Genomic DNA, 20,494 nt, shown 5'->3' with positions numbered 1-20,494 from the left:
ATCGCGAACGACGAACCACAGCCCGGTGCCGCCTGTATATGTGCTGCGACTGTCGTCACCCCGTACAAACGGCTCGGACCTATTTTCAAGCGCCGCTTTCCTCCTCCAGTTTCAGGGAGAGTTCGCCCCAACGCAGGAGACGAACGGAATGAAGAGATCACGGTTTAACGAAGAGCAGATCATCCATTGCCCGGCAGGCGATTTGTGAAACAAATCTGCCGAGAGGGGCGATCCTGAAGCAGCAGGAAAGCGGGGTGGCAACGGCAGACGTGTGCGGTGAGCACGGGTCAGCTTGGCCACATTTTACAAATGGAAAGCGAAGTATGGTGGCTTAGACGTGTTCGATGGCAGCCTCGATGTCGGCGCTTTCGGCTCGATGCAGTTGGTGGTCAATGCTGTGCTCCTTTTCTGGTGTTTCAATGATGGTCAGAGGGCAGGGGACAACGACTTGAAAACACTTTTCACCCACAAGCGAGGCGACGATGTTTGAGAATCCGTGGGTTACGAGCGGCGTGACGGCGAGCTGGTTCGAGCCCTCTTACATGGCGCAGACCTGGAAACTCGACGGTTTGCCGATCACATAAGACGCGATGGATCAGGCATTCCCATGCGATCATGGACGGCCATCACACCCGCCGTCCGCACCGATCAGTGCTTTGCTGCCCGAAGCCCTGATCGGCGAGTCCTCGCCAGAGAACAGGCCATACAACACCCGTGCTTGCTGCTTTCTTATGAATCGGCTCACAACTGCTCTAAATATGTTTGCAGCGCCAGTTTATTGATTTGGTGAGATACGTTGGTTTTGAAGTTTTCCCAACAGCAGTTTATCGCACTTGAGGCTCAGGCTGCTGCGGGTTGGGATCGCGAAACGGCTAAGGAGCTGCAGGCGCTCTATTCGCACTACATGGCAGCGCTGGGTGTGGCTCTGGATGATATCACCGCCTTTGTCCGCACCGTACGGGACTATGCGCAGGCCTACCACATCACCTCCAAGCGTGAGGTTTTCAAGCTGGCGGTCATCGGTGTCTCACTGGGCGCGCATTTTCCGCATGATCCGCGGTTTGAACACGGGGTGGCGTCTTCACTGGGGCGCACCGGCATTCCTCAAAACCGCCGTCTCGTGTTGCTAAGCGATTTCGTCGAGACATGGCTGGGCGCGACCTGGACGGGCGAAGGTCTGGATGTCGTTGGTGCGCGTCTGGTTGCGCGGATCGACTCCTCGTTGCCGCTTGAAGCAGCTCTGCGCGGGCTTGTTGCTCAAAGCCCCAGCCTTGCGCCTCGCGCGCGCCGCAAGGCGTTTCTCGATGCCTGTCTCGTGCATGCGGATGGCTATGGCCTGCGCACACCCGAGCGGCGTCTGGCCTATGTCGGTGCTGCGCTGATCCACGGGATCTACTGGTTCGATGACCCGCTGATGGGCGGCCTGCGCCGGATCGTCGCCGAGACCGAGACGCCAGATTTGATGCGCGACCAGATGGCCGAGTTCTACGCGGGGTTTGCCTGATGGGACCTAATGGCAACCCGAACAATCCCGCGTTGCTGCGGCAGGGTCTCGCGGCGGCCGACGGTCAACCCGCCGGCGATGTCGGGCAGATCTGCGAGGACTGCCCGGACAACTGGGTCGAAGCGGGGGCCGTGGACGACAGCACCGGCCAACCGCTCCCCGGTATCGGCTACCGCATCTACGATATGGCCAGCGGAGACCGGGTCGCCTCAGGTGTGCTGAACGATGAGGGCCTGTCGCCCCGCCATTACATCCCGGTGCCGGTCACCCAGCTTTATGTGATCTTCGGGACCGACGCGGCCATGGATGAGGCCGAGGAGCAGATCGGCGCGCGTCAACGCGACCACGCGCTACAACAAGATGCGGTGTCCGAGTGGCGCGGTATTCCGGCTGGTCTGGACGAGCAAGGCTTCAACCAGGCCTATGATCAGATCGCGCGGGAGGCTGGGCGGTATGAAAAACCCAGCGCGGGACTCTTCGAGGGCGCGGGCTACGGCGCCAACATGCTGTGGGACTATGTGTCCTCGGGCTTCGATTCCCAGCACATGCTCAACGAGCTCTATCTGGATGACCGGCGCCGGAACTTCGAGCAATACGAATTGGCCACCAACGCGCGACAGGCCTCTGATGCAGAGAGCTTCTTTGGTGGCGGTGGCCAGGGTCTGACCTTTGGGTTTGGCGAAGAAGGCATGGCGCGGCTGGAGACCCTGTTCAGCGACCGTTCTTACGAAGAGCTGGTCGCCGAGCGCCGTCAACTGATGAACGCCGAGCGGCTGGCCAACCCGAATTGGTTTGTCGGCGGTGAGCTCGCGGGGGCGGTGCCCACGATCTTTGTGCCGGCCGGAGGCGCCGCGGCCAATGCCGCCCGCGCAGGCCAGGGCGTGCGCGGCGCTGTCACAGCCGGTGCCCGCACCGGCGCCGCAACGGGTGGTTTGTCAGGTGCGGGCCACGACGAAGGCGGCGTGCTGGACCGCCTCGACGGCGCAGCTCTGGGCGCCGCCACCGGAGGCCTCGCTGGCGCAGTGCTCTCCGGCGCCGGCGTCCTCATCGCACGAGGTATCGCTAAAACGAGGATCATGGGGCGAATACCTCGTTCTTCGGCATTCATGAAAGATGCCGATCCGGCGCGTCGTGTTATGGGACCCGCAACACGGAGCCATCCGAATGAGATTGCAGCCATGAAAGCTGAACTCGAAAAAGCAGGTGTCGAGGTGATAGAACGACCTGGTGCAATGGCATATGGTCCCAGTGGTTCTGGCGGTAAGCCGGGTCAGTTTATCATAGATCCTGATGCATCATACTCCGCCTGGTCGCACGAATATCAACACTTCCTTCAAGACCGAGCCAGCGGCTGGCAAGGCATGCGGATACTTACGGACAAAAATGTGCGATGGGCGTGGGAGCAAGAAGCTTTCGCTGTTGAGAAATCGATGATGCGCAGACTTGGCCACACAAGCGTATTAGAGGAGTTAGATGAGTTGCAGACTCTTGAATGGCAAAGGATCTTCAAAGGATGGAACTAACTGAAGAAATACGAGCCAAGTCTTCGTCGTGGCTGATCGACTGGGCCCAATCCCAGAGAGGGTATCACGACTATATGCCATATGCATTGGCCGAACTGGTTGAACGAGCAAAGCAATCCCCTGACATCGTTGCGCGGCTTGTCGAGGTTATCGAGATTCAAACTGAGTTCCTCGATCCTCGCAAGCCTATGCCCAGCAGCATTGCTCTACAAAAAGTTTTTCAAGAGGGCCCAGAGAGTTTGCGAAATGAGATCGTGAAACGCGCTGATAACTGGCCGGAGCGAAAGCAAGAAGATCTGATCATGTTCGGTTTGCAGAAAGAGTCGCGAGACGCTGAGGTCGCGTCGTGGACACAGCAGTTGGGCTTCACCCGAAAGAAAGTAGTGAACAGATCGGTTTGAACATCCGAACTCAGACGGCTGCTGTGCGGTAGAAGTTCGCTAACAGTTGTTACCTTTTAAAAAAAGATTCAAAATTTTTAGGCACTTCAAAGTCTGGGCTTTGCCAATCTAGTGTACCGTTTTTTTTCATACGGCGAACCACTGAGATGCGTGTAACTGCGCTATCAATCATGTCCTCGTCGCCACTGTCTAGTCCCCTGTTGCTGGGCCACTGATCAGCCGTTTCTCTAATAGGGTTTCTGGCACCGGTGGCCACATGTTGAGTGCCTGATGCGGGCGGGTGTGGTTGTACTGTCTGAGCCAGTGATTGACGACGATCTGCGCCTGCTCGGTCGTCGTGAACCACTCCGCGTCGAGAACCTCCCGGCGCAGCGTCCCGTTGAACCGCTCATTGTATCCGTTCTCCCAGGGCGATCCTGGATAGATGCGGATCGGCTTGATGCCGACGCGTCGCAGCCAGCCTTGCATCGCCTCTGCTGCGAACTCGGGGCCGTTATCTGACCGGATGTACTCCGGATTTGCGATGATCGCTGCCCCTTTACTGGCTCTCGTAAGCATCGACTTCGTGCCGGGGCCGATGTTGTTCATCAATCTCTTTCTGTCGGTCTTCAGGCCAAGCTGGGCAGCGATGAAGCGCAGCACTTTTTCCGGGATGAGCTCATCAGACGAAAGAAGGCGTCCAGGATATCGCAACGCACAGAGTTGCAACGCAAAGCCGACCCGGTTCTCCGACCGCCTGCGTGCATTGATATGTTCAAGGTCATCATCGGCAAGCCCGCGACCATCGAGCGGCGTCTTGTGACCCTCAAGTCGTATTGCGCGTGGCGCGAAGATCGGAACAGCGCCCTGCCCTCCCCGTTCGCCGACGTCCTTATCTCGGTGAGGATTCCGCGCCGTCTGCCGCGTCCCATCGATCGAGGCATCCTCAGAACGGTTCTCCGTGCCGGTGAAGACCCGATTAATTTGCGGTCCGCGCAAGGCCCGGACGCCGGGTCGCTGGCCCCCCAAGATGGCGTCACTCTCTTGATCATCAAGCTGCTGATCGTGACCGGGCTTCGGATCAGTGAGTTGACCAATGTAAAGGTCCGCGACGTTTCGCCGGCCGGCGGCCAGTTCCTCGTGCGCGGGAAGGGCAGCAAGGAACGGATCGTCTTCGTGCCGAACCGGAAGCTGCAGGAGGAGTTCCAACGCTACTGCCAGCTGCGTTCGGAAAACGGCTCGATGACGTCGCCGCTGTTTCTCAACACGGCAGGACGCCGGCTCCGCGCGGCGACATTCCGCAAGCGGCTGCAAGCGCTGTCAAAACGCCTCGGCATCGAGCCCCACCTGACCCCGCACAGATTCCGGCACTCGGCCGCGACGCTCCTGATCGAAGAAGGCATCGACATCCGCATGGTTCAGGCACTCCTTGGGCATGCGAACCTCAAAACCACGGAGATCTACGTGCGGGTTCCCGCCCTCTCTTCGGGCTAATCCAAACTTCGGTGTCGGTAACGCCGTAGCAGGATGTATTTCAAAGACGCGACGCGCAGGCGTATTTGAGCGTTTTTCGGATCTGCCTGGGTTACATGGCCAACCAGTATCGTGTGTATCGGCGTTCGCCCGTACGCGTGAGGGCTCCGATCTCAACAAGTTCCTGTAGATCCCTGGTCGCAGTTGCACGCGATGTCCCGGAGATCGAAATATAGTTCTCCGCGCTCAGGCCACCTTTGAACCCGTCAGGCCCTTCCCGGAACATGCGCTCGATTACCTTGGCCTGCCTTTCGTTCAGTGCTTCGCGATGCCGGTCGTAGAAATGCGCCTTGGCAATGAAGAAGCCCACGCGGTCGAGGGTGACCTGCTGCGCTTTCAGAACGGCCTCTGCAAACCAGACCAGCCAAGGCGTGACATCAAGCGTCTTCTGATGTCGCTCAAGCTGATCGTAGTAGTCCTTCCGTTTTCGCTCGATGGTGAAGGCGAGCGCGATCAGGCTCGGCTGCCCAATGTTCTGAGCTAGCGATTTTTCGGCGAGGGCCCGACCCAGGCGACCATTGCCGTCCTCAAACGGGTGGATACTTTCGAAGTAGAGATGACTCAGGCCCGCGCGCGTCAGTGCCAGCAAAGGCTTTTCCGCATCAGGCCCTGTCCGGTTGAACCAGTCGATATACCGTTCCATCTCATCCGGAACCTGCGCAGATGCAGGGGCCTCAAAATGCACGACCGGGCGGTCAAGACGACCCGAGACGATCTGCATGGCATCTTCGTGCTGCCGATAGGACCCGATGGCCTCCAACCTTTTGTCAAAAGACAAAAGCATCTCGTGCCACCGAAACAGGGTGTCGTGCGTGAGGGGCTCCGCATAGGTCGAGTAAACGTCAACCATCATTTCAGCAACACCTTGCTCGCGGGGTTTGTTCGGATAGTTGTCTGGTTCCAATCCGAGGTGTCGGCGAAGCGAGGATTGCACACTGCGTCGGTCCAGCATCTCACCTTCAATGGCGCTGGTTTTCATGGCCTCATCACTCAGCAGGTCGATGCGGAGTTGATCACGCTCTGCCGAATTGACATGCTGAACGGCACCCAGGACTTCGCCTGACGACAGCAGGAACCGCTGCTCGAATGGCGCAAGCTCTGCATCGTCGTACCGGAAATCCGGCCAACCGGGCATCTGCCAGTTCCATGCCATGAGTTATAGAACTCCTTTCTATAACTCACAGATAGACCACTTTTGAGTTATAGAAGTCAATTCTATGCCTCACAGCGACAACGCCACGTTGCAATCTGATACCCGTGGACCTCAATTCTTCATAAGTCGCCGACTGATTGAAAGTCAGAGCCCGACCGATTGAAAGCGGGCGGCGTTACGTGTCCGAAGTTTACTGCATATTTCGGACATCAAGGCTTCGATAGCTCCCGGTCCGGCAGGTCCCGCAGGCTCTGCAGATCGAAGGTCACGAGGAACGTCTCTGTCGTCACGAAGGTATGCGGTGCCCCGGGCCGTGGCGATCGCGGCCCGCTGGCAATTAGATCCTTGTAGCGCAGCCGAGCCAGCTGATCACGGCTCACCTCTTTGCCAAAAATGTCCTTCAGCCCGGCCCGATCAATGGGCTGATGATAGGCAATAGCACAGAGCACGCCCATCTCCATTTCTGTGAAGGCGAGCGCCTGCTCACCCAAATCAGCGGCGGCTTTGATCGCATCCGCGAACTGGGACTTCGTTCGAAACATCCATCCGCCCGCAACCTGTGCCAGCTCATAGGGACGGCCAATCAACTCTGCCTGGATGTCCTCGATGAGCATCTCGACCGAGGCCCCCTGCCCGACCACGCGCGCCAGGTCGTCGCGGCCGACCGGCGAGGCACTCGCGAAGAGCACCGCTTCGATCCGCCCCATCCATTCCCGCCAGCGCAACTCCTGGGGAAGATCTTCGAGCTCGCGGTCAAAGACAGCATCGCCGTCATCCGCCGGTTTCCGTTTCTTGGTCGCGGTTGTCATGGCGCAATCCCGTAGAGCCGGAAGGTCGATCGCCCGGTCAGTTCCCGCGCCACGCCCAGCTCGACCAGACGGTCGCAGAACCGCCGCGCGGCACGTGACGTCATGGGGATCGAGGTGCCGCGAATGTGCGGCGAGAGCATCGACCCTGGGGCCACCGCATCTTCCGTTAGAAACAAATCAACGGCCGCACCCGATCCTTTCGCTCGCAGTTTTGGGGCGACAGCGCGAAGCGCTTCGCCGCGGCGGGCGAGGTCTCGTGCCAAGCGGATGGTCTCTTCGATGGACTCTTGGAACCGCACCTGGACTGCCAGCTCGGTCCCCTGCCCGTCTGCGGTCAGGTCCCGCAGTGCGGCCTTTGTCAGCCGATGCGCCGAAACCGGCAGCACGGTCTTCCAATTCATTGCCCGTGCCAGAACGATATCAGACAGCAGGCAGGCGACTCGCTCTGCCTGGTCGTCGGCGTCGAGAACGGTACGAAGGACAGCCACGCTGCCCGCCAGCGGTCCATGGGTCCGGGCCCGCTCCAATCCCGCGTCAAGCCAGATGCCCACCAAGCTTGTGAAGTCTGGACCAATTAAAGCCGCGACCTCGCCAGTGCCGCATACGCGCAAGCGCGCCACGTCGCGCCAGAATGCCAGGAGATCACCATCGGGACCGCGCGCCTCGCCCGGCGGGGTCAGATGATAGGCGTCGCGGATATCCACCTCCCGCGCCAGCCGTCCCTCCAATTTCGAGGTGGCGGTTGCCGCACTCAGGGCCAACCGGTTGGCCAGCAGTTTCACCGGCACACCATGCATGGGATCACGCACCAGCTGATCCAGCACCGTCAACGCCGCCCCTGACCGAAAGGCCACAGTTTCAGAGGTTTCCGTAGGCCCAGAGGTGACCCAGCGGGGGAGTTTCGGTAGGATCGTCTGGTCGTCAGAGAGTGCGGCGGGCTGATAGGTCATGCTACAACACTATCTCGCCACGGCGCTTTCCGCTACCATATAGTGTGCAAACCGCCCCACCCTGCGGCTCTCTGCTATGTCCAATAAGTTTGCATTATCGGACACAGAGAGATAGCCTCCGAAACATGCGCAAATCACCCGAAAATGTTGTCGGACGGCCGGAATTCATGAGATTCAAGCACTTCCCTGAAAAACCGACCGGGGTTCATGAGATTCTGGAGTGGTATTCATGAGACTGGACGCGCCGGTATTCATGAGACTGGCGCCGTCTCGTGGGTTTTTCGGCAATCCGGCGATCTCTCTCGTCGCGCTGAGTGCGCCAGAGCCGGGCAGAGATACATCTTCTCAACGAGAGTGGCCATGATCTGAGTGCTTCCTGCACCCGCCCCTGCCCGTCCACGTCGCTGGCCAGCAGCACGGCGATCGCGCGAGCGACGGGGTCCTCAGCGAGCCGGCCAATGCCAACCGTCAGTGCGAAACCCTGCAACAGCGAGCCCTGCGCGAGGCCGTGCAGCCCGGGCCGGACCGGCTTGGCCAGCACCGGCGCCACCTCATCATACTCGGGAACGACCACCGTCAGCGCCTGACGGATGATCGGCATGGTGAGAAATTCGTGGTAATCCCGCCGGGTCTGCAGCGACATGCGCGGTTGTTCGGCCAGCGAGGGAGGCGAAGCGCGGCGGTGCCGTGCTGTCAGGACGGACAGCATTTCCGGCACGTCCAGAACCCCCTGCCCGGCCCCACGTACCCAGGCGTCGAGAACGGCGGCACCGGCCCTTGCATGCGTCGCCAAGGCTGCCATCCGGGCGTCCCCCAACATCTCGGGCAAGGTTGCGCCGGTGGCATCCTGTAGGTCTGAGCCGTGAACAGGACAGCGAAACACCCAAGGCAATGCCAACGACTTCCGCTGCATCTCGGCAGGGCAATGCGGGCAGCGATGGCGGTTCTGGCGCGCAATCATCATCCTGGCGTCGGGGGTGACTTCCTGAAACGTCATGGCCTGAATGGTCTCGACCGTAAGCCCGGTTCGGGCCGCGATCAGAGCCCCATTCCCGTCCGAAAGGCGCCACTCCAGGTCGAACAGGTCGCGCCTGGACAGGCCAAGTTCCGCCAGAAATTCGGGAATGGTCATAGCATAGAATTGGGCCAGACGGGCGATCCAGGAGGACAGCCGTTCATCCGTCTCGGGCGGGAACACAACCGGCAGGCGGCGCCCGCCTGTCAAACTGGCTCTCCCAGGACCACACGCAAGCCGTCGCCGCTCAGAACGTCGCGCGAGAGGATCCTCTCCTCGCCACTTTCGATGGCGGCGATTGCCAGCTGAGACATGATCGAAAAAATGCCCGAGGTGATGCCATCGGTCACCTTGAGGATCCGCGTGAGCGCCTTCTCATCGATCTCGCTTTCGCGCCGGAGCGGCAGGCTGCGCGTGAGCGTGCTCATCAGCCCGGTGAAATCCGCCCCTTCCCGCCAAGGCGGTAGCGCAAAAGCCTCGAAGCGGCGCACCAGCTGATCGTCGGTGCGCAGCGCGTTGCGGGCCTGGGCGGTGCCCACACAGACCAGCGGGATACGCAGTTCGTTGCCGAGAAACCGCAGCATGTTCAGGAACCGCGCCTGTTCGCGGATCGTACCCGCCTGCAGGCTGTGGATCTCGTCGATCACCAGCATCTTTGGGCGCAATTCGGTGAGCAGCCGCAGGGCAAGGCTTTCCAGCACGGAAAGCGTCGCCCTTGGCGGCTCCGGAGCGCCGATCGCGGCCAGAATCCGGCGGTAGAACCGTGTCTCATCCGGCCCCGAGACCATCTGCACCGCGACGACCGGCATGTGCAGCCGCCCGGTCATATCGTCGAAGCTGGAGGCTTGATCGCGGTTGAACTTCTCGATGATCATCGTCTTGCCCATGCCGCTTTCGCCGACCAGAAGCAGGTTCGGCATCCGGGCGCGCTCCGGGAAGGCCAGCAGAGTCTCCAGCTTGGTCAGGGCCGCCTCGGCCCGGGGATAGGACACCCATCGATCGGCCCGGATGCGCAAAATACGCTCCTCAGCGCTGAGCGCGGCAATCCTGCCGGCGCCCGGATAAAGATGCGGAAACTCAGTCATCGTCGTACCATTCCTCGACCTCGAACCCTGGATGATCCTTGAGCGCATTGCGCTTGGTTTCAGGTGCCGGCAAAGCCTTCTTTGCCTCTGCTTCTGGCGTCACATCGATCATCGGGCGCGGTTCCAGGTGCGCCCGCCGGGCCTTATGGCGTTGCATGGCTTTCGTTTGCCGCTCGGCGCTGTCCACGAGGTCGCGTTGCGCCTGGATTGTCCGGAAGATCAGTTCTTCGTCCACCGACCGGCGCCCTTCCTCGCGCAAGGCGCGCCGCGCCGCCCGGTGCTCCCAGAGCGTAATCGCAGGCCGTGTCAGATCCGCCGGCCGCGCCTCGATGATCCCGTCCCCGGTCAGCACAAAGATGCGCGAGAGGTCGCGCGGGTCGTATTTGAGCGTGTATTTGCGGCTCTCCCGGCCCATCAGCCAGCGCAACTCGTCCGACCAGTAGCGGATATGAAAGAGATGAAAGCCGTCCCGCTGCAGGACCCGCTGTTCCGAGGGCAGAAAATCCACCAGGAACTGCCGGAGATCGGCGGGCATGCGGAGCCGCGCCTCATCCGTATGCGCTGCCCAGGCCGCCGCAGGCGTGGTTTCCAGCGCGCTGTGGACCCGCACGTGGTAGGAACCGGTGATTTCCAGCGCGAGCCAGGTTTCCAACTCCTGCAGCGTCATCACCGCTTCGGCCTCCGCGTCGAGATCGCCACGCTCGAAGATGTTCGAGAAATGTGACCCCGGCAGCAGATGCACCGCCCCCATCATCGTGCCGATCAGCCGCTCGATATGCCCGCCATAGCGCGGTGTGCCGGGCGGGCGGTGCTGCAAATCAATCTGGTATTCGGAACAGGCAAGTCCGAAGGCCCGGGCATGGAATTCCGCGCCGTTGTCCACGTAGATCGCCCTGGGGATGCCCTGCGCGGGCCAGTCTGTATTGATCCCGCGCGCCGCCAGCCAATGTGATTTCTCCATCACCGCATGGGTCAGACAGAGCGCGACCGACAGAAGCGAGGGCGGCTCCAGCGACAGGTGAAATCCCAGAACCATGCGGGTGTTTACATCGATCGCGACAGTCAGCGTCGGCCGGCCAAGCGGGTGTCGCGTGACCGGATCGACCACCGTCACATCGGCCCTGGTGTGATCGATCTGGACGATATCCAGCGGGCGGGTCGCGGTAAGCCCACCGGGCGTGGCCAGGTGCCGGCGTTCGGCCTTGTCCCTGCCCTCCCGCCTCATCATGAGCCGTGCCTGGTCTTTCAGGTCCAGCCAACGCCCCAGACGCCGGATCGAGGGTGGTGCCAGCCCCCGTGCGTGGCAATCGGCAGCGACCTCCCGCCAAAACCGCGTTTTGGTCGGTTTGCGACGGGTGGCGTAAAAGTCTCTAAACAGGCGGGATACGATCGCTTCCACCGCCGGATCCAGCGGCTGCATGCCTGGCTTGGGGCCGGAGGAATTTGGCAGAAGTGCACTGGTCCGCGCATCTTCCCGGAACTGCTTCGCCAAACGATAAACCGTCGCCCGGCTGACATCCAGCTGCCGCATCGCCCAGGCAACGTCGCCTTCAGTGAGCTGTTCCGGCAGCTCCGCAAGCACTCTTGCGCGGAACTCGGCCTCTTCCCAATCTTTATCGGCTGCAGAATTATCGGACATGACTTGATCGACGCACGAACGCTGTGTAGTCTCACGAATAGTGACTCAAATCTATGTACAGTCTCATGAATTCCGACTCAATCTCAAAAATGAAGAACCGGCAAACCCTTGAAAACAAATGGCCCGCAGTTTCAAGAAATCCAGCAGTCCGACAGAGACATCGCGCTCTGCAACCCGAGGTGCGGCAAACGAGCACGCGCTTCGTCGTTTGTTGACACATTGCCTCGACATACGCTGTCTCTCGCTACGCTCGAACGCGCATCTCCCGAAAGGCATTTAAAATGAGCCAACAGAACGACGGAGACGGGAGAGACCCTGCGGATCATGCCTCGATCGCCCTGCCCGAGGCCGTTGCCGGCTCCGGCGCGCTGGACCGGCTGCTGGACACCGCGCGGGGCTATGCGGCGCAGGCCACCGCCGAGAACACCAACAAAGCCTATGCCGCCGACTGGGCGCAGTTCGCCAGCTGGTGCCGACGGCGCGGCGCCGATCCCGATACGCCCGACCCGCAGCTGATCGGCCTCTACATCACCGACTGCGCAGCCCCTCAGACCGGGGGCCCTGCCCTCTCCCATGCGACGATTGAACGCCGCCTGTCGGGCCTCGCTTGGAGCTACCGGCAGCGCGGATTTGTGCTGGACCGCAAGGACCGCCACATCGCCAGTGTGCTGGCCGGGATCAAACGCGCCCACGCCCGCCCGCCGGTGCAAAAGGCGCCCCTGGCCCCCGAGGAGCTGCTGGCCATGGTTGGCACCCTGCCCTTCGACCTGCGCGGCCTGCGCGACCGCGCGATCCTGCTGATGGGCTATGCGGGCGGTTTCCGGCGGTCCGAGATCGTGGCCCTCGATGTGCAGCGCGATGACACCCTCGACGGCAAGGGCTGGGTCGAGATCGCGCCCGAGGGCGTGCTTGTGATCCAGCGGACCAAGACCGGCTGGAAAGAGGCCGAGATCGGGCGTGGCTCGTCCGAGCAGTCCTGCCCGGTGCATGCGCTGGAGCAGTGGCTGCACTTCGCGAAGATTGACCTGGGTCCGGTCTTTGTGCGCGTCTCGCGCGACAACACCAAAGCGCTGGACGGCCGACTGTCCGACAAACACGTGGCCCGTCTGATCAAGCGGACCCTGCTGGCCGCCGGGATCCGACCGGAGCTGCCGGAGAAAGAGCGCCTGGCCCTCTTCTCCGGACATTCCCTGCGCTCGGGCCTTGCCTCTTACGCCGAGGCTGACGAGCGCCATGTCCAGAAACAGCTTGGCCACGCCTCCGTCGAAATGACCCGCCGCTACCAACGCCGCAGAGACAGATTCCAACTCAACCTCACAAAAGCAGCAGGGCTGTAACCCCTGCCCCATCCCGCGCCCTCAAGGCGCGGCGTGGGCCTCTGCCGTATGCGGCAGCACAAAGGGCGCCGGCCCATGCGGCGTGGTGTTGACGCGCAACGCGCAGCCATAGGCCTGCGACAAGACCGCATCATTCATGACCTCCTCAGGCGGTCCCGCTGCAAGCACCTGCCCCTCTGCCATCACCACAACCCGGTCGGCAAACAGCCCCGTCAGGTTCAGATCATGCATGACCGCCAACACACCGCCGCCGCCTCGTGCAAACTCCTTCGCGATGGACATCACCTGCAACTGATGCGCGACATCAAGGCTGGAGACGGGCTCATCCAGCATCAGCCAGCGCGGCCCCTGCCCCGTGCAAGGCTCCCAGATCTGCGCCAGCACGCGCGCCAGCTGCACCCGCTGCTGCTCGCCACCCGAAAGCTCCTGATAGTACCGGTTGGCGTAGCCTGCGAGCTCCACGCGCGCCAGCGCCGCCTCAGCCCGCCCGGCCTGCGCGCCACCTGTGCCCGCCGTCAGCCCAATGCGTACCACTTCAATGGCATGAAACGGGAAGGCCAGTGTCGAGGCCTGCGGCAGCACAGCCCGCTGGCTGGCCAGCTCCCACGGGTGCGCGCTGGCCACATCCAGGCCATTCAGCGTCACCACGCCGTCATAGGACAGATCTCCGCAGATCGCCTTGATCAATGTCGACTTGCCCGATCCATTCGGCCCCACAATCGCGGTCAACGCACCGGAGCAAGCGATGATGTCGAGATCTTCGATCACCACTCTGGCGCCATACCGCACCGACAGGCCCTCGACACACACAGTCATAGATCCACCATGCCGCGCTGGCGCAGCAGGATCCACAGGAACACCGGCGCGCCCAAGACTGCTGTGACAATCCCGATGGGCAGTTCCGCTGGCGCGATGATCACCCGCGCAATCACATCCGCAAGGACCAGCAGCAGCGCCCCCAGAAGCGCCGCGTTGATCAGCAAAGGCCGATGATCCGGCCCGCTGCTCAACCGCAAGAGATGCGGCACGACAATGCCGATGAAGCCAATTCCGCCTGAGACCGCCACAGCCGCCCCCGTGGCTCCCGCCACGGTCAGGATCGCACCCCCCTTGACCCACTGCACGTTCAGCCCAATGTGACCCGCCGTCGCCTCCCCCAGAGCAAGACCGTTCAACCCCCGCCCCAAGGCCGACGCCACCGCCAGCGACAGCAGGATGATCGGCCCTGCCGCCAGAACCTTGGCCCAGCTTGCGCCGCCCAGCGACCCCAAGCCCCAAAAGGTCAAATCGCGCAGCTGCCGGTCATCAGAGATGTAGACCAGAATGCCCGACAGTGCTCCGGCCAGCGCCCCCAGCGCGATGCCCGCCAGGAGCATCGTCGCCACGGAGGTGCGCCCGCGACGGGTCGACACCCGGTAAAGCAGCAGCGTACTGGCCCAACCTCCAAAGAACGCCGCGACAGCCACCAGATGATCGCCTGTCGCGACAGCCAGCCAGGCCGGGGCCGCACCGGCCAGCACAATGGCTGTGATGGCCCCCAGCCCTGCCCCCGCGCTCACCCCCACAAGGCCCGGGTCCGCCAGCGGGTTGCGGAACAGCCCCTGCATCACCGCCCCGCCCATGGCCAAGGCAGCCCCCACCAGCAGCCCCAGAACCAGACGCGGCGCGCGAATATCCCACAGGACAATCATTTCCATGCGTGTCAACGCCTCACCCGTCGCCAGCTTCCACAGCGCGGGCCCCAGCGCCACATCCGTTGCCCCAACGGTCAGGCTGAAAAGGCCCACAAGCACAACCGCCAGGGCCAGCCACCCATGCAGACGCCGCGCCCGCGCCACGCGGCTTCTGGGCAGATGATCCGCGAACGCCAAGGTCTCTAGCTTGTGTAAAGAGCGCGGTTCAGCGCTGTCACAGCCTCCGCCGTGCGCGGGCCAAACCCAAGTAGGAACAGGCCGTCCATACGCACGACATCTCGGGTCTCAGCCGCCGGTGTGGCCGAGAAAGCGGGCAGACCAAACAGCTCATCATCGGTTGCGGCGTGATCCCCCGTCCGGTCCATCATCAGGATCACATCAGGCGCCGCAGCGCTGACCGCCTCATCCGAGAGCGGCTTGTACCCGTCGAAATCAGAGACGGCGTTGGTCCCACCCGCCATGCGGATGATCCCATCCGCGCCTGTCCCGGTGCCGGAGGCCAGGATGCGTCCACCTTGCGTCGACAGCACAAACATCACCCGTTTCGGGGCCGCATCGACATCCGCAGCCTGCGCGACAGCAGCCTCCAGCGCGGCCTGTGTCATCTCGGCCAGAGCCTGCGCCCGCTCCGGCACATCCAGCGCCGCGCCCACCGCGTGGATCTTGGCCACGATGGCCCGCGCGTCATAGCCCTCAGGCACCTCGGCAAACTCGACGGAGGCCGCGCGCAGAATCTCGATCACCTCGGGCGGCCCTGCCCCTTCCGCTGATATGATCAGCGCGGGCGCGAAAGACAGCACACCTTCCGCAGACAGACGCCGCATATACCCCACATCCGGCAGCGCCTCAGCCGCCGCCGGATAGGTCGAGGTCGCATCGCGGGCCAGCAACCGGTGTCCCTGGCCAAGCGCAAAGATAATCTCGGTCACCGCGCCACCAATGGCGATGACATCCGCCATCTCATCCGCTGCAAAGGCCCGGCCCGGCTGCGCCGCACAAAACGCCGCTGACAAGGCGAGTAAGGCACGTCTCTCGATCATGCCACCACCTCCTGCAAATCCTGTACGATGGCGCGAAAGGCCGGGCGGCTGTCGCGCCCCTCTTTCGGCACGCCAAAGATCTGGAAGATCAGCGCCCCCTGCGCGTCAAAGGCTTCGACGGATGTGGCTGTGCCGCGCTGCGTGGGCTTGTCCACCGCCCAGACCTCCGCAACATGATCGCCACGCAAATGCAGGTTAAAGCCCGGGTCCATGACATTCTGCCACGGCCCCATGGGTTTCAACGTATGGATCGCGCCAGTGTGGATCTGGATGCAGCCCCGGTTGCCCACAAACAGCATCACCTCGGTTTCGCTGCGCTGAAGCGCGCGCAGCAGCGCCTCTACCGCGCCTGTGTCCAGCCTGCGGGCAAAGGGCAACCCGGCGGCGCGGTAGGCCCCCAAACGGTTCATCTTGAGTTTCGAGACCAGCCGCAGGAACTGATGCGTATCGGTCATCCGCGTCCATTCCTTGCGCAGGATCTCGACCTTGTCCGGGGCAATCCGGGGCGCTTCCGCCGGCTGGCGGGGTTTGAACACGGCCTCCGGCGACTGATCCTCAGAAGCCATCCGCCCCACGAGCCCCGCAAAGGCTGCGTGGTCCGAGCCCTCGCGCAGGATGACCTTGTGCACCGCATCCCCCGCCGCATCAAACACCTGCAAACTGCGGCGCACGCCTGCCTCCCCTGCCCGCTCCACCAGAAACGCGTGGTGCCAGTGGCCGGGAAAGATCCGCAGGTCGATCTCCTCGGTCAGGATCATCGCGGCATGCGCGCCGGGGTGGTAATTGTCATAGACCCCGATTTTTTCATGCACGCAGGAGAGATTGCGCGTCAGCGCCATGACCTCACCCAGCTCCTGTGCGGCACCCATGACGGTATCGGGGTGCGCATCAATCCGCGTAACCCCCCGCCCGCAATAGGCCGCAACAAGGGCCGCCTCGCTGATACCCTGCGCCTCGGCAAAGTCGCGGTCGCGCTGCTCCGGCGCTTTGTCACGGCGGATGCGGATGTCTTTGGCGGTCAGATCTGATGCGGCCATGCGGCACAGCTCCTTTGGTGAACGGTCACCTGGATGGCTGAGCCCCGGGGGCCTGGCTGTGGCGTAAGTTATTTCCGATAGAAATAGTCGGCTTTTCACATCTTGGCAAGACGAGACCCCAGCGCCCGCTCAAACTCGCAAAGGCCCGGCCCCGACGTTTCCGCTCAAAATCGATAGGACACCGACAGCCGCAACGTGCGCCCGGGCTGCGCCAGATCATTCGGAAAAATGGTGTATTGCTCGTCCAGCAGGTTATCGATGCCTGCCCGCAAAACAGCGCCCTCCAATGGGCCATTGTCAGGCGCCCAGGATCCAAACACATCCAGCACGCGGTAGGCCTCGCCCGGCGATGCGGTGTCCGGGACATCCGCCTGCCCCGAGGCAAATGTGGCGCGCAGCCCAACCTCCACCTCAGACATCGGGCGATAGCCAAGCGTGGCCACCAGCCGCTCCTGCGGGATCGACCCAAGCGCATCCCCGTTGGACTGTTTGCCACGTGGAATGCTCAGGCCCAGCCCGCCAAACCAAGTCCCTGCGTCATAGTCCAACTCCGCCTCAATGCCGTAGAGTTCCGCATCGACATTGCGCTGCGTCGTCGTGCCAAAAATGAACCCGGGCACAAAGGTCGTCGGGTCAGGACCGGTCACCACCGTATCGATGAAATTGTCGACCTCCGCATAGTAAGCATTGGCCGAAAAGCGCAGCACATCGCCTGGCCGGGCGATATCCGCCCGTTCAAACCGGGCACCGAATTCAACCTGCGTCGATCGTTCCTCTTCAAGGTCGGGGTTCGGCACAAAATTGTTGACGAAGCGCACCGGCCCAAAAGGTGGAAAGAAGATATCCGACGCAAAATGCTCCCCGTCATTGTAAAGCTCGGTCAACGTCGGCGCGCGGTAGGCCCGCGCCAGATTGCCATAGATCTGCCAGGTCTCGTTTGGCCGGAAGCTGACCCCGATCCGAGGCGAGAAAAACCGCTCGTCCACATCCTCCAGCGACGGATCATCCACATCGCGGCTGTAGTCATCAAATCGCGCCCCGGCGATCACATCCCACCGGTCGCTGACACCCACGGTCGCTTCGGCGAACAGCCCGAAAGTCTCTGCCTCGGCGTCCGGAAACTGCGTGCGCGGCGCCCCATCCCGCGTGCCCGTCTGTGTGTCCTGTACCGCCTCGAACCCATAGACAAGGTCGACCGGCACTCCCACGTCAAGACTTGAGCGGTTCACCACCTCCAGCCCGAAGGTATCGTATTCGGTCCGGTCCCGACGGCCATCAACCAAGCGATCTTCGCTGATGTTGAGCAGATTGCCGTAAAAGAGCACCGAAAGGTCAATCAGATCAGACCTCTCTGGCGCCCAGTCCCAGGACAGCCGGCCGGTGAAAATCTCGGCCTCCCGCGCCACATCCTCATCCGGATCAGAGGCCGCATTGGAATTGGGCGGCGTGACCCCTTCGTCATCATAATACGCCAGGTTCAGCTCAAACCGGTGTTCGGCATTTGGCTCGAACCCAAACTTGACCAGCCCATTCACGCTGTCGATCTCCGAGCGCAGGATGTCGTTGCCATCACCATCCTCAAGTGATGTTCCAAACTGTCGGGTGCCCACAAAGGCCAGCGCGTCAAACCGCCCCCAATCGCCATAGACCGTGGCACTTGGGCTCAGGACATCCCCATTGTCGGACCCGCCAAACCGCAGCCGGGCACCGGTGGTCTGGCCAGGCTGCAGCAGGTCAGCTGCGTCTTTGGTCTCAACCGCGATCACGCCCCCAATCGCACCCGACCCAAACAGGGTCGATCCGCCCCCGCGCACAACCTCGATCCGTTGCACGATATCCGGGTCAAAGAAAAACCGGCCCCGATGCGCCTGATTGAAGTTCAACCGCCCGCCGTCGAAGCGCAGAACCACCTGCTCATCCTGAAACCCGCGAATATTCGGCTCCTGCGAGATGCCCCGCGGCCCGCCTTCGATCACGACACCGGGAATGTCACCGATCAGCTCTTCGTAAGTGTCGGCCTGTCGCCGGTCGAGGTCTTCCCCTGAAATGACCGAAGTGGCGACGGGTGTGTCACGGATATCCCGGTCGTCGCGCAACGCCGTACCGACAATCACCGGCTGCAACTCAAACGGCGCGTCCTGCGCCTGTGCAGACCCGGACGCCAGAATAATACCAACAAAACCTGAAAGAAGACCCTTTTGCATGCGTTCCCCACCTTATGCCCCTTGGGTGCGCGGGGCCTGCCAAATGGGGAGTGGGGCGCGCAATCAGCAAAAACGATACCATCCCAACGGAAGAAGTAAAGAGCTGTGCCCCGCCTGTTTCGGATCGAGATCAACCCGGCGCTACGGCGACGGTGGGTCCGATGACAGACCACGTGGTCTCGATGGGTGTCGTCGTGCGGGCATCCGCACATCACGGCTGTAGCGGGGCAGGGTGCACTGAGTTCACAGCTGTGAACATCCTTGAGCACAGCCCGGTCAACAGCAGGTTCACAGCTGTGAACTCTCACGCCGCCTCACGTCGCATCAAGGCCATCACCATCGGCCCGCAGGAAAACTGCCCCTCAGCCGCCTTGCGTGACAGATGTCTGAGATAACCGCCCGGAGACTTGATGTCATCAAACCGTTCGAGCATCGCAGCGACCACCACAGCGGCCTCTTCTGGGCCCATGGCTTCCACCGCCTCAGCCCATGCCGACGGTGAAATTCCCATCATCGGCCGGACAACGTCAGCCGCTCTGACAAGGTTATGCCAATGGCGGATTGGGCCGCTCGCATAGGCTTTGATTTCCAGACAGACTGCCAGACACAATCCCAGCGGCACATTGGGCAAGCGGTCTTCATGTATCTCGACGTTGGTGTCTTCGCCCCCTGCTTTTTCTAAGCAAGGTTCAAGAACAGAGAGATGTGTGTTTGAATTCTGATAGTGCTGCTCAGTTTTAACATCACTGGTGCTCGTATAGTTCGATTCCAGATGGGACCGCGCGTCGTCAAGAGCCTCTTGCAAATGTACCGACACCGCCTCCAGATCGGCTTCCGAAAGTGTCCGTCGTAGATTGCGGGCCGTTAGGCGCGCAAGGTCATCGAAGGCATCCCACACACCCAGATCGGGTCGTGTCTCTGCCCCATAGGCGGCCAGAGCATCAAGATCACGGCGCATCAGGCTCACGGCCTGGCGCAGGCGGGTCACACGGTCCCGTTCGGCGCGGACAGCCTCTGCCACCGCGCAGATCTCCGCAAAGCGAAGGGCGAGGGGGGCCAGATCAAAGCCAAACCGATCCCCCGCACGGGTGCTGTAGCGCTTGCCATTGGGGCTGTCGCGCCGCAAGATCAGACCGGCCTGGACCAGACCTGACAGATGCCGGCGCATGGTCGAACAAGGCATGCCGTTCAGCCGCTCACAGATCGACGTATTGGAGGGAAACACCACCGTAGAGACACCTTCGGCCCCCAGTTTGGTCTCGGGATAGAAGCTGATCAGCGCCTGCAGCACGGTCAATTGCCGATCCGTCACGCCAAGTTTCGGGCCCGCGATGCCAAGCTCGCGCAGGACCTCCCATTTGTCAGCGCGGGGCAGAGTGTCTGCGGCCTCGACCCGGCTGGCATTGGCCAAAACGGCCTTGTTCACCGTCCCGCAGAACGGTGTGACTGGAACATAGGTCATAGTATTTTTCACGCAGGCACAAATTATCCGGTCCTGCGAATCACTTGGGACTTGCAGGGCAGGGCGCAAAATCGTACCTTGTAGGTGCTAGAAACAAGGGTCTCGTAGGGCGCCACCGCTTTGCGGGAC

The 20,494-nt window shown here is 62.0% G+C and carries 19 protein-coding genes and 2 pseudogenes; 7 read left to right on the top strand and 14 right to left on the bottom strand.

What is annotated here, in order from left to right; genetic code table 11:
* Positions 1 to 148 precede the first annotated feature (148 nt).
* From So717_RS22785 to So717_RS18670, 5 genes and pseudogenes are all read left to right on the top strand, one after another.
* Positions 149 to 340 (top strand): annotated as a pseudogene (locus So717_RS22785) (transposase); the annotation flags it as partial.
* Positions 338 to 490: a hypothetical protein gene (locus So717_RS18685; protein ID WP_159980168.1), complete on the top strand. Its 153-nt coding sequence runs from the start codon at positions 338 to 340 to the stop codon at positions 488 to 490. The pseudogene So717_RS22785 and the gene So717_RS18685, both read left to right, overlap by 3 nt.
* 312 nt (positions 491 to 802) lie before the next feature.
* Positions 803 to 1,504 carry a hypothetical protein gene (locus tag So717_RS18680; RefSeq protein ID WP_159980166.1) on the top strand — a complete coding sequence of 234 codons (702 nt, stop codon included), beginning with the start codon at positions 803 to 805 and terminating at the stop codon, positions 1,502 to 1,504.
* Complete coding sequence (locus tag So717_RS18675; protein WP_159980164.1) at positions 1,504 to 3,027, top strand: hypothetical protein; 1,524 nt, start codon at positions 1,504 to 1,506, stop codon at positions 3,025 to 3,027. Before So717_RS18680 ends, So717_RS18675 begins: the two co-directional genes overlap by 1 nt.
* Positions 3,018 to 3,428 (top strand): hypothetical protein, encoded by a 411-nt coding sequence (locus So717_RS18670; protein WP_159980162.1) that lies wholly within the window; start codon positions 3,018 to 3,020, stop codon positions 3,426 to 3,428. Before So717_RS18675 ends, So717_RS18670 begins: the two co-directional genes overlap by 10 nt.
* Before the next feature lie 189 nt (positions 3,429 to 3,617).
* Here the strand turns inward: So717_RS18670 and So717_RS22090 are convergent, their stop codons facing one another.
* The gene (locus So717_RS22090) at positions 3,618 to 4,016 is read right to left on the bottom strand and encodes an integrase core domain-containing protein (RefSeq protein WP_174239068.1); all 399 of its coding nucleotides are present in this window, start codon (positions 4,014 to 4,016) and stop codon (positions 3,618 to 3,620) included.
* A 12-nt stretch (positions 4,017 to 4,028) separates the two neighbouring features.
* Positions 4,029 to 4,202, bottom strand: a pseudogene (locus So717_RS22085) (DUF4158 domain-containing protein); the annotation flags it as partial.
* Here So717_RS22085 and So717_RS18660 point away from each other — a divergent pair.
* The gene (locus So717_RS18660) at positions 4,179 to 4,901 is read left to right on the top strand and encodes a tyrosine-type recombinase/integrase (protein WP_159980158.1); all 723 of its coding nucleotides are present in this window, start codon (positions 4,179 to 4,181) and stop codon (positions 4,899 to 4,901) included. The pseudogene So717_RS22085 and the gene So717_RS18660 sit on opposite strands and share 24 nt — an antisense overlap.
* A gap of 91 nt (positions 4,902 to 4,992) precedes the next feature.
* Here So717_RS18660 and So717_RS18655 read toward each other — a convergent pair whose 3' ends face one another.
* The 6 genes from So717_RS18655 to So717_RS18630 form a co-directional block, all read right to left on the bottom strand.
* A complete protein-coding gene (locus So717_RS18655; protein ID WP_159980156.1) occupies positions 4,993 to 6,093 on the bottom strand; it encodes a Fic family protein in 1,101 nt (366 codons plus the stop codon).
* Positions 6,094 to 6,302: 209 nt separating this feature from the next.
* Complete coding sequence (gene scpB / locus So717_RS18650) at positions 6,303 to 6,902, bottom strand: SMC-Scp complex subunit ScpB (RefSeq protein ID WP_159980154.1); 600 nt, start codon at positions 6,900 to 6,902, stop codon at positions 6,303 to 6,305.
* Positions 6,899 to 7,852: a DUF1403 family protein gene (locus So717_RS18645; protein ID WP_159980152.1), complete on the bottom strand. Its 954-nt coding sequence runs from the start codon at positions 7,850 to 7,852 to the stop codon at positions 6,899 to 6,901. Before So717_RS18645 ends, scpB begins: the two co-directional genes overlap by 4 nt.
* Before the next feature lie 205 nt (positions 7,853 to 8,057).
* Positions 8,058 to 9,077, bottom strand: a complete 1,020-nt coding sequence (locus So717_RS18640) for a TniQ family protein (protein WP_159980150.1) — start codon at positions 9,075 to 9,077, stop codon at positions 8,058 to 8,060.
* On the bottom strand, positions 9,074 to 9,952 hold the full coding sequence (locus tag So717_RS18635; RefSeq protein ID WP_159980148.1) for a TniB family NTP-binding protein: 879 nt from the start codon (positions 9,950 to 9,952) through the stop codon (positions 9,074 to 9,076). The genes So717_RS18640 and So717_RS18635 overlap by 4 nt, the downstream gene beginning before the upstream one ends.
* Positions 9,945 to 11,591 (bottom strand): TnsB C-terminal domain-containing protein, encoded by a 1,647-nt coding sequence (locus tag So717_RS18630; RefSeq protein WP_159980146.1) that lies wholly within the window; start codon positions 11,589 to 11,591, stop codon positions 9,945 to 9,947. The genes So717_RS18635 and So717_RS18630 overlap by 8 nt, the downstream gene beginning before the upstream one ends.
* Before the next feature lie 281 nt (positions 11,592 to 11,872).
* Between So717_RS18630 and So717_RS18625 the strand changes: the two genes are divergently transcribed.
* Positions 11,873 to 12,928, top strand: a complete 1,056-nt coding sequence (locus tag So717_RS18625; protein WP_159980144.1) for a tyrosine-type recombinase/integrase — start codon at positions 11,873 to 11,875, stop codon at positions 12,926 to 12,928.
* A gap of 21 nt (positions 12,929 to 12,949) precedes the next feature.
* Here the strand turns inward: So717_RS18625 and So717_RS18620 are convergent, their stop codons facing one another.
* The 6 genes from So717_RS18620 to repC form a co-directional block, all read right to left on the bottom strand.
* Positions 12,950 to 13,744 (bottom strand): heme ABC transporter ATP-binding protein, encoded by a 795-nt coding sequence (locus So717_RS18620; RefSeq protein ID WP_159980142.1) that lies wholly within the window; start codon positions 13,742 to 13,744, stop codon positions 12,950 to 12,952.
* Entirely contained in the window at positions 13,741 to 14,799 is a 1,059-nt protein-coding gene (locus So717_RS18615; RefSeq protein WP_159980140.1) for a FecCD family ABC transporter permease, read from the bottom strand. Before So717_RS18615 ends, So717_RS18620 begins: the two co-directional genes overlap by 4 nt.
* Positions 14,800 to 14,804: 5 nt before the next feature.
* Positions 14,805 to 15,662 (bottom strand): heme/hemin ABC transporter substrate-binding protein, encoded by an 858-nt coding sequence (locus So717_RS18610; RefSeq protein ID WP_159980138.1) that lies wholly within the window; start codon positions 15,660 to 15,662, stop codon positions 14,805 to 14,807.
* The gene (locus So717_RS18605) at positions 15,659 to 16,699 is read right to left on the bottom strand and encodes a hemin-degrading factor (RefSeq protein WP_159980136.1); all 1,041 of its coding nucleotides are present in this window, start codon (positions 16,697 to 16,699) and stop codon (positions 15,659 to 15,661) included. The genes So717_RS18610 and So717_RS18605 overlap by 4 nt, the downstream gene beginning before the upstream one ends.
* A 164-nt stretch (positions 16,700 to 16,863) precedes the next feature.
* Complete coding sequence (locus tag So717_RS18600; RefSeq protein WP_159980134.1) at positions 16,864 to 18,903, bottom strand: TonB-dependent hemoglobin/transferrin/lactoferrin family receptor; 2,040 nt, start codon at positions 18,901 to 18,903, stop codon at positions 16,864 to 16,866.
* 304 nt (positions 18,904 to 19,207) lie between these two features.
* Entirely contained in the window at positions 19,208 to 20,365 is a 1,158-nt protein-coding gene (repC, locus tag So717_RS18595) for a plasmid replication protein RepC (protein WP_159980132.1), read from the bottom strand.
* Between the last annotated feature and the right edge of the window lie 129 nt (positions 20,366 to 20,494).

Origin of the sequence: Roseobacter cerasinus (assembly GCF_009811755.1) — a bacterium.
GTDB classification, from domain to species: domain Bacteria; phylum Pseudomonadota; class Alphaproteobacteria; order Rhodobacterales; family Rhodobacteraceae; genus Roseobacter; species Roseobacter cerasinus.
The sequence above is the reverse complement of the archived record's forward strand: the minus strand, read 5'-3'. Positions and strand labels throughout refer to the sequence as shown.

Coding starts and splice junctions, on each gene's coding strand:
- So717_RS18625 (WP_159980144.1), top strand. CDS start 11,873: ATGAGCCAACAGAACGACGGAGACGGGAGAGACCCTGCGGATCATGCC.
- scpB (WP_159980154.1), bottom strand. CDS start 6,902: ATGACAACCGCGACCAAGAAACGGAAACCGGCGGATGACGGCGATGCT.
- So717_RS18605 (WP_159980136.1), bottom strand. CDS start 16,699: ATGGCCGCATCAGATCTGACCGCCAAAGACATCCGCATCCGCCGTGAC.
- repC (WP_159980132.1), bottom strand. CDS start 20,365: ATGACCTATGTTCCAGTCACACCGTTCTGCGGGACGGTGAACAAGGCC.
- So717_RS18645 (WP_159980152.1), bottom strand. CDS start 7,852: ATGACCTATCAGCCCGCCGCACTCTCTGACGACCAGACGATCCTACCG.
- So717_RS18655 (WP_159980156.1), bottom strand. CDS start 6,093: ATGGCATGGAACTGGCAGATGCCCGGTTGGCCGGATTTCCGGTACGAC.
- So717_RS22090 (WP_174239068.1), bottom strand. CDS start 4,016: ATGAACAACATCGGCCCCGGCACGAAGTCGATGCTTACGAGAGCCAGT.
- So717_RS18675 (WP_159980164.1), top strand. CDS start 1,504: ATGGGACCTAATGGCAACCCGAACAATCCCGCGTTGCTGCGGCAGGGT.
- So717_RS18620 (WP_159980142.1), bottom strand. CDS start 13,744: ATGACTGTGTGTGTCGAGGGCCTGTCGGTGCGGTATGGCGCCAGAGTG.
- So717_RS18610 (WP_159980138.1), bottom strand. CDS start 15,662: ATGATCGAGAGACGTGCCTTACTCGCCTTGTCAGCGGCGTTTTGTGCG.
- So717_RS18670 (WP_159980162.1), top strand. CDS start 3,018: ATGGAACTAACTGAAGAAATACGAGCCAAGTCTTCGTCGTGGCTGATC.
- So717_RS18630 (WP_159980146.1), bottom strand. CDS start 11,591: ATGTCCGATAATTCTGCAGCCGATAAAGATTGGGAAGAGGCCGAGTTC.
- So717_RS18600 (WP_159980134.1), bottom strand. CDS start 18,903: ATGCAAAAGGGTCTTCTTTCAGGTTTTGTTGGTATTATTCTGGCGTCC.
- So717_RS18635 (WP_159980148.1), bottom strand. CDS start 9,952: ATGACTGAGTTTCCGCATCTTTATCCGGGCGCCGGCAGGATTGCCGCG.
- So717_RS18660 (WP_159980158.1), top strand. CDS start 4,179: ATGTTCAAGGTCATCATCGGCAAGCCCGCGACCATCGAGCGGCGTCTT.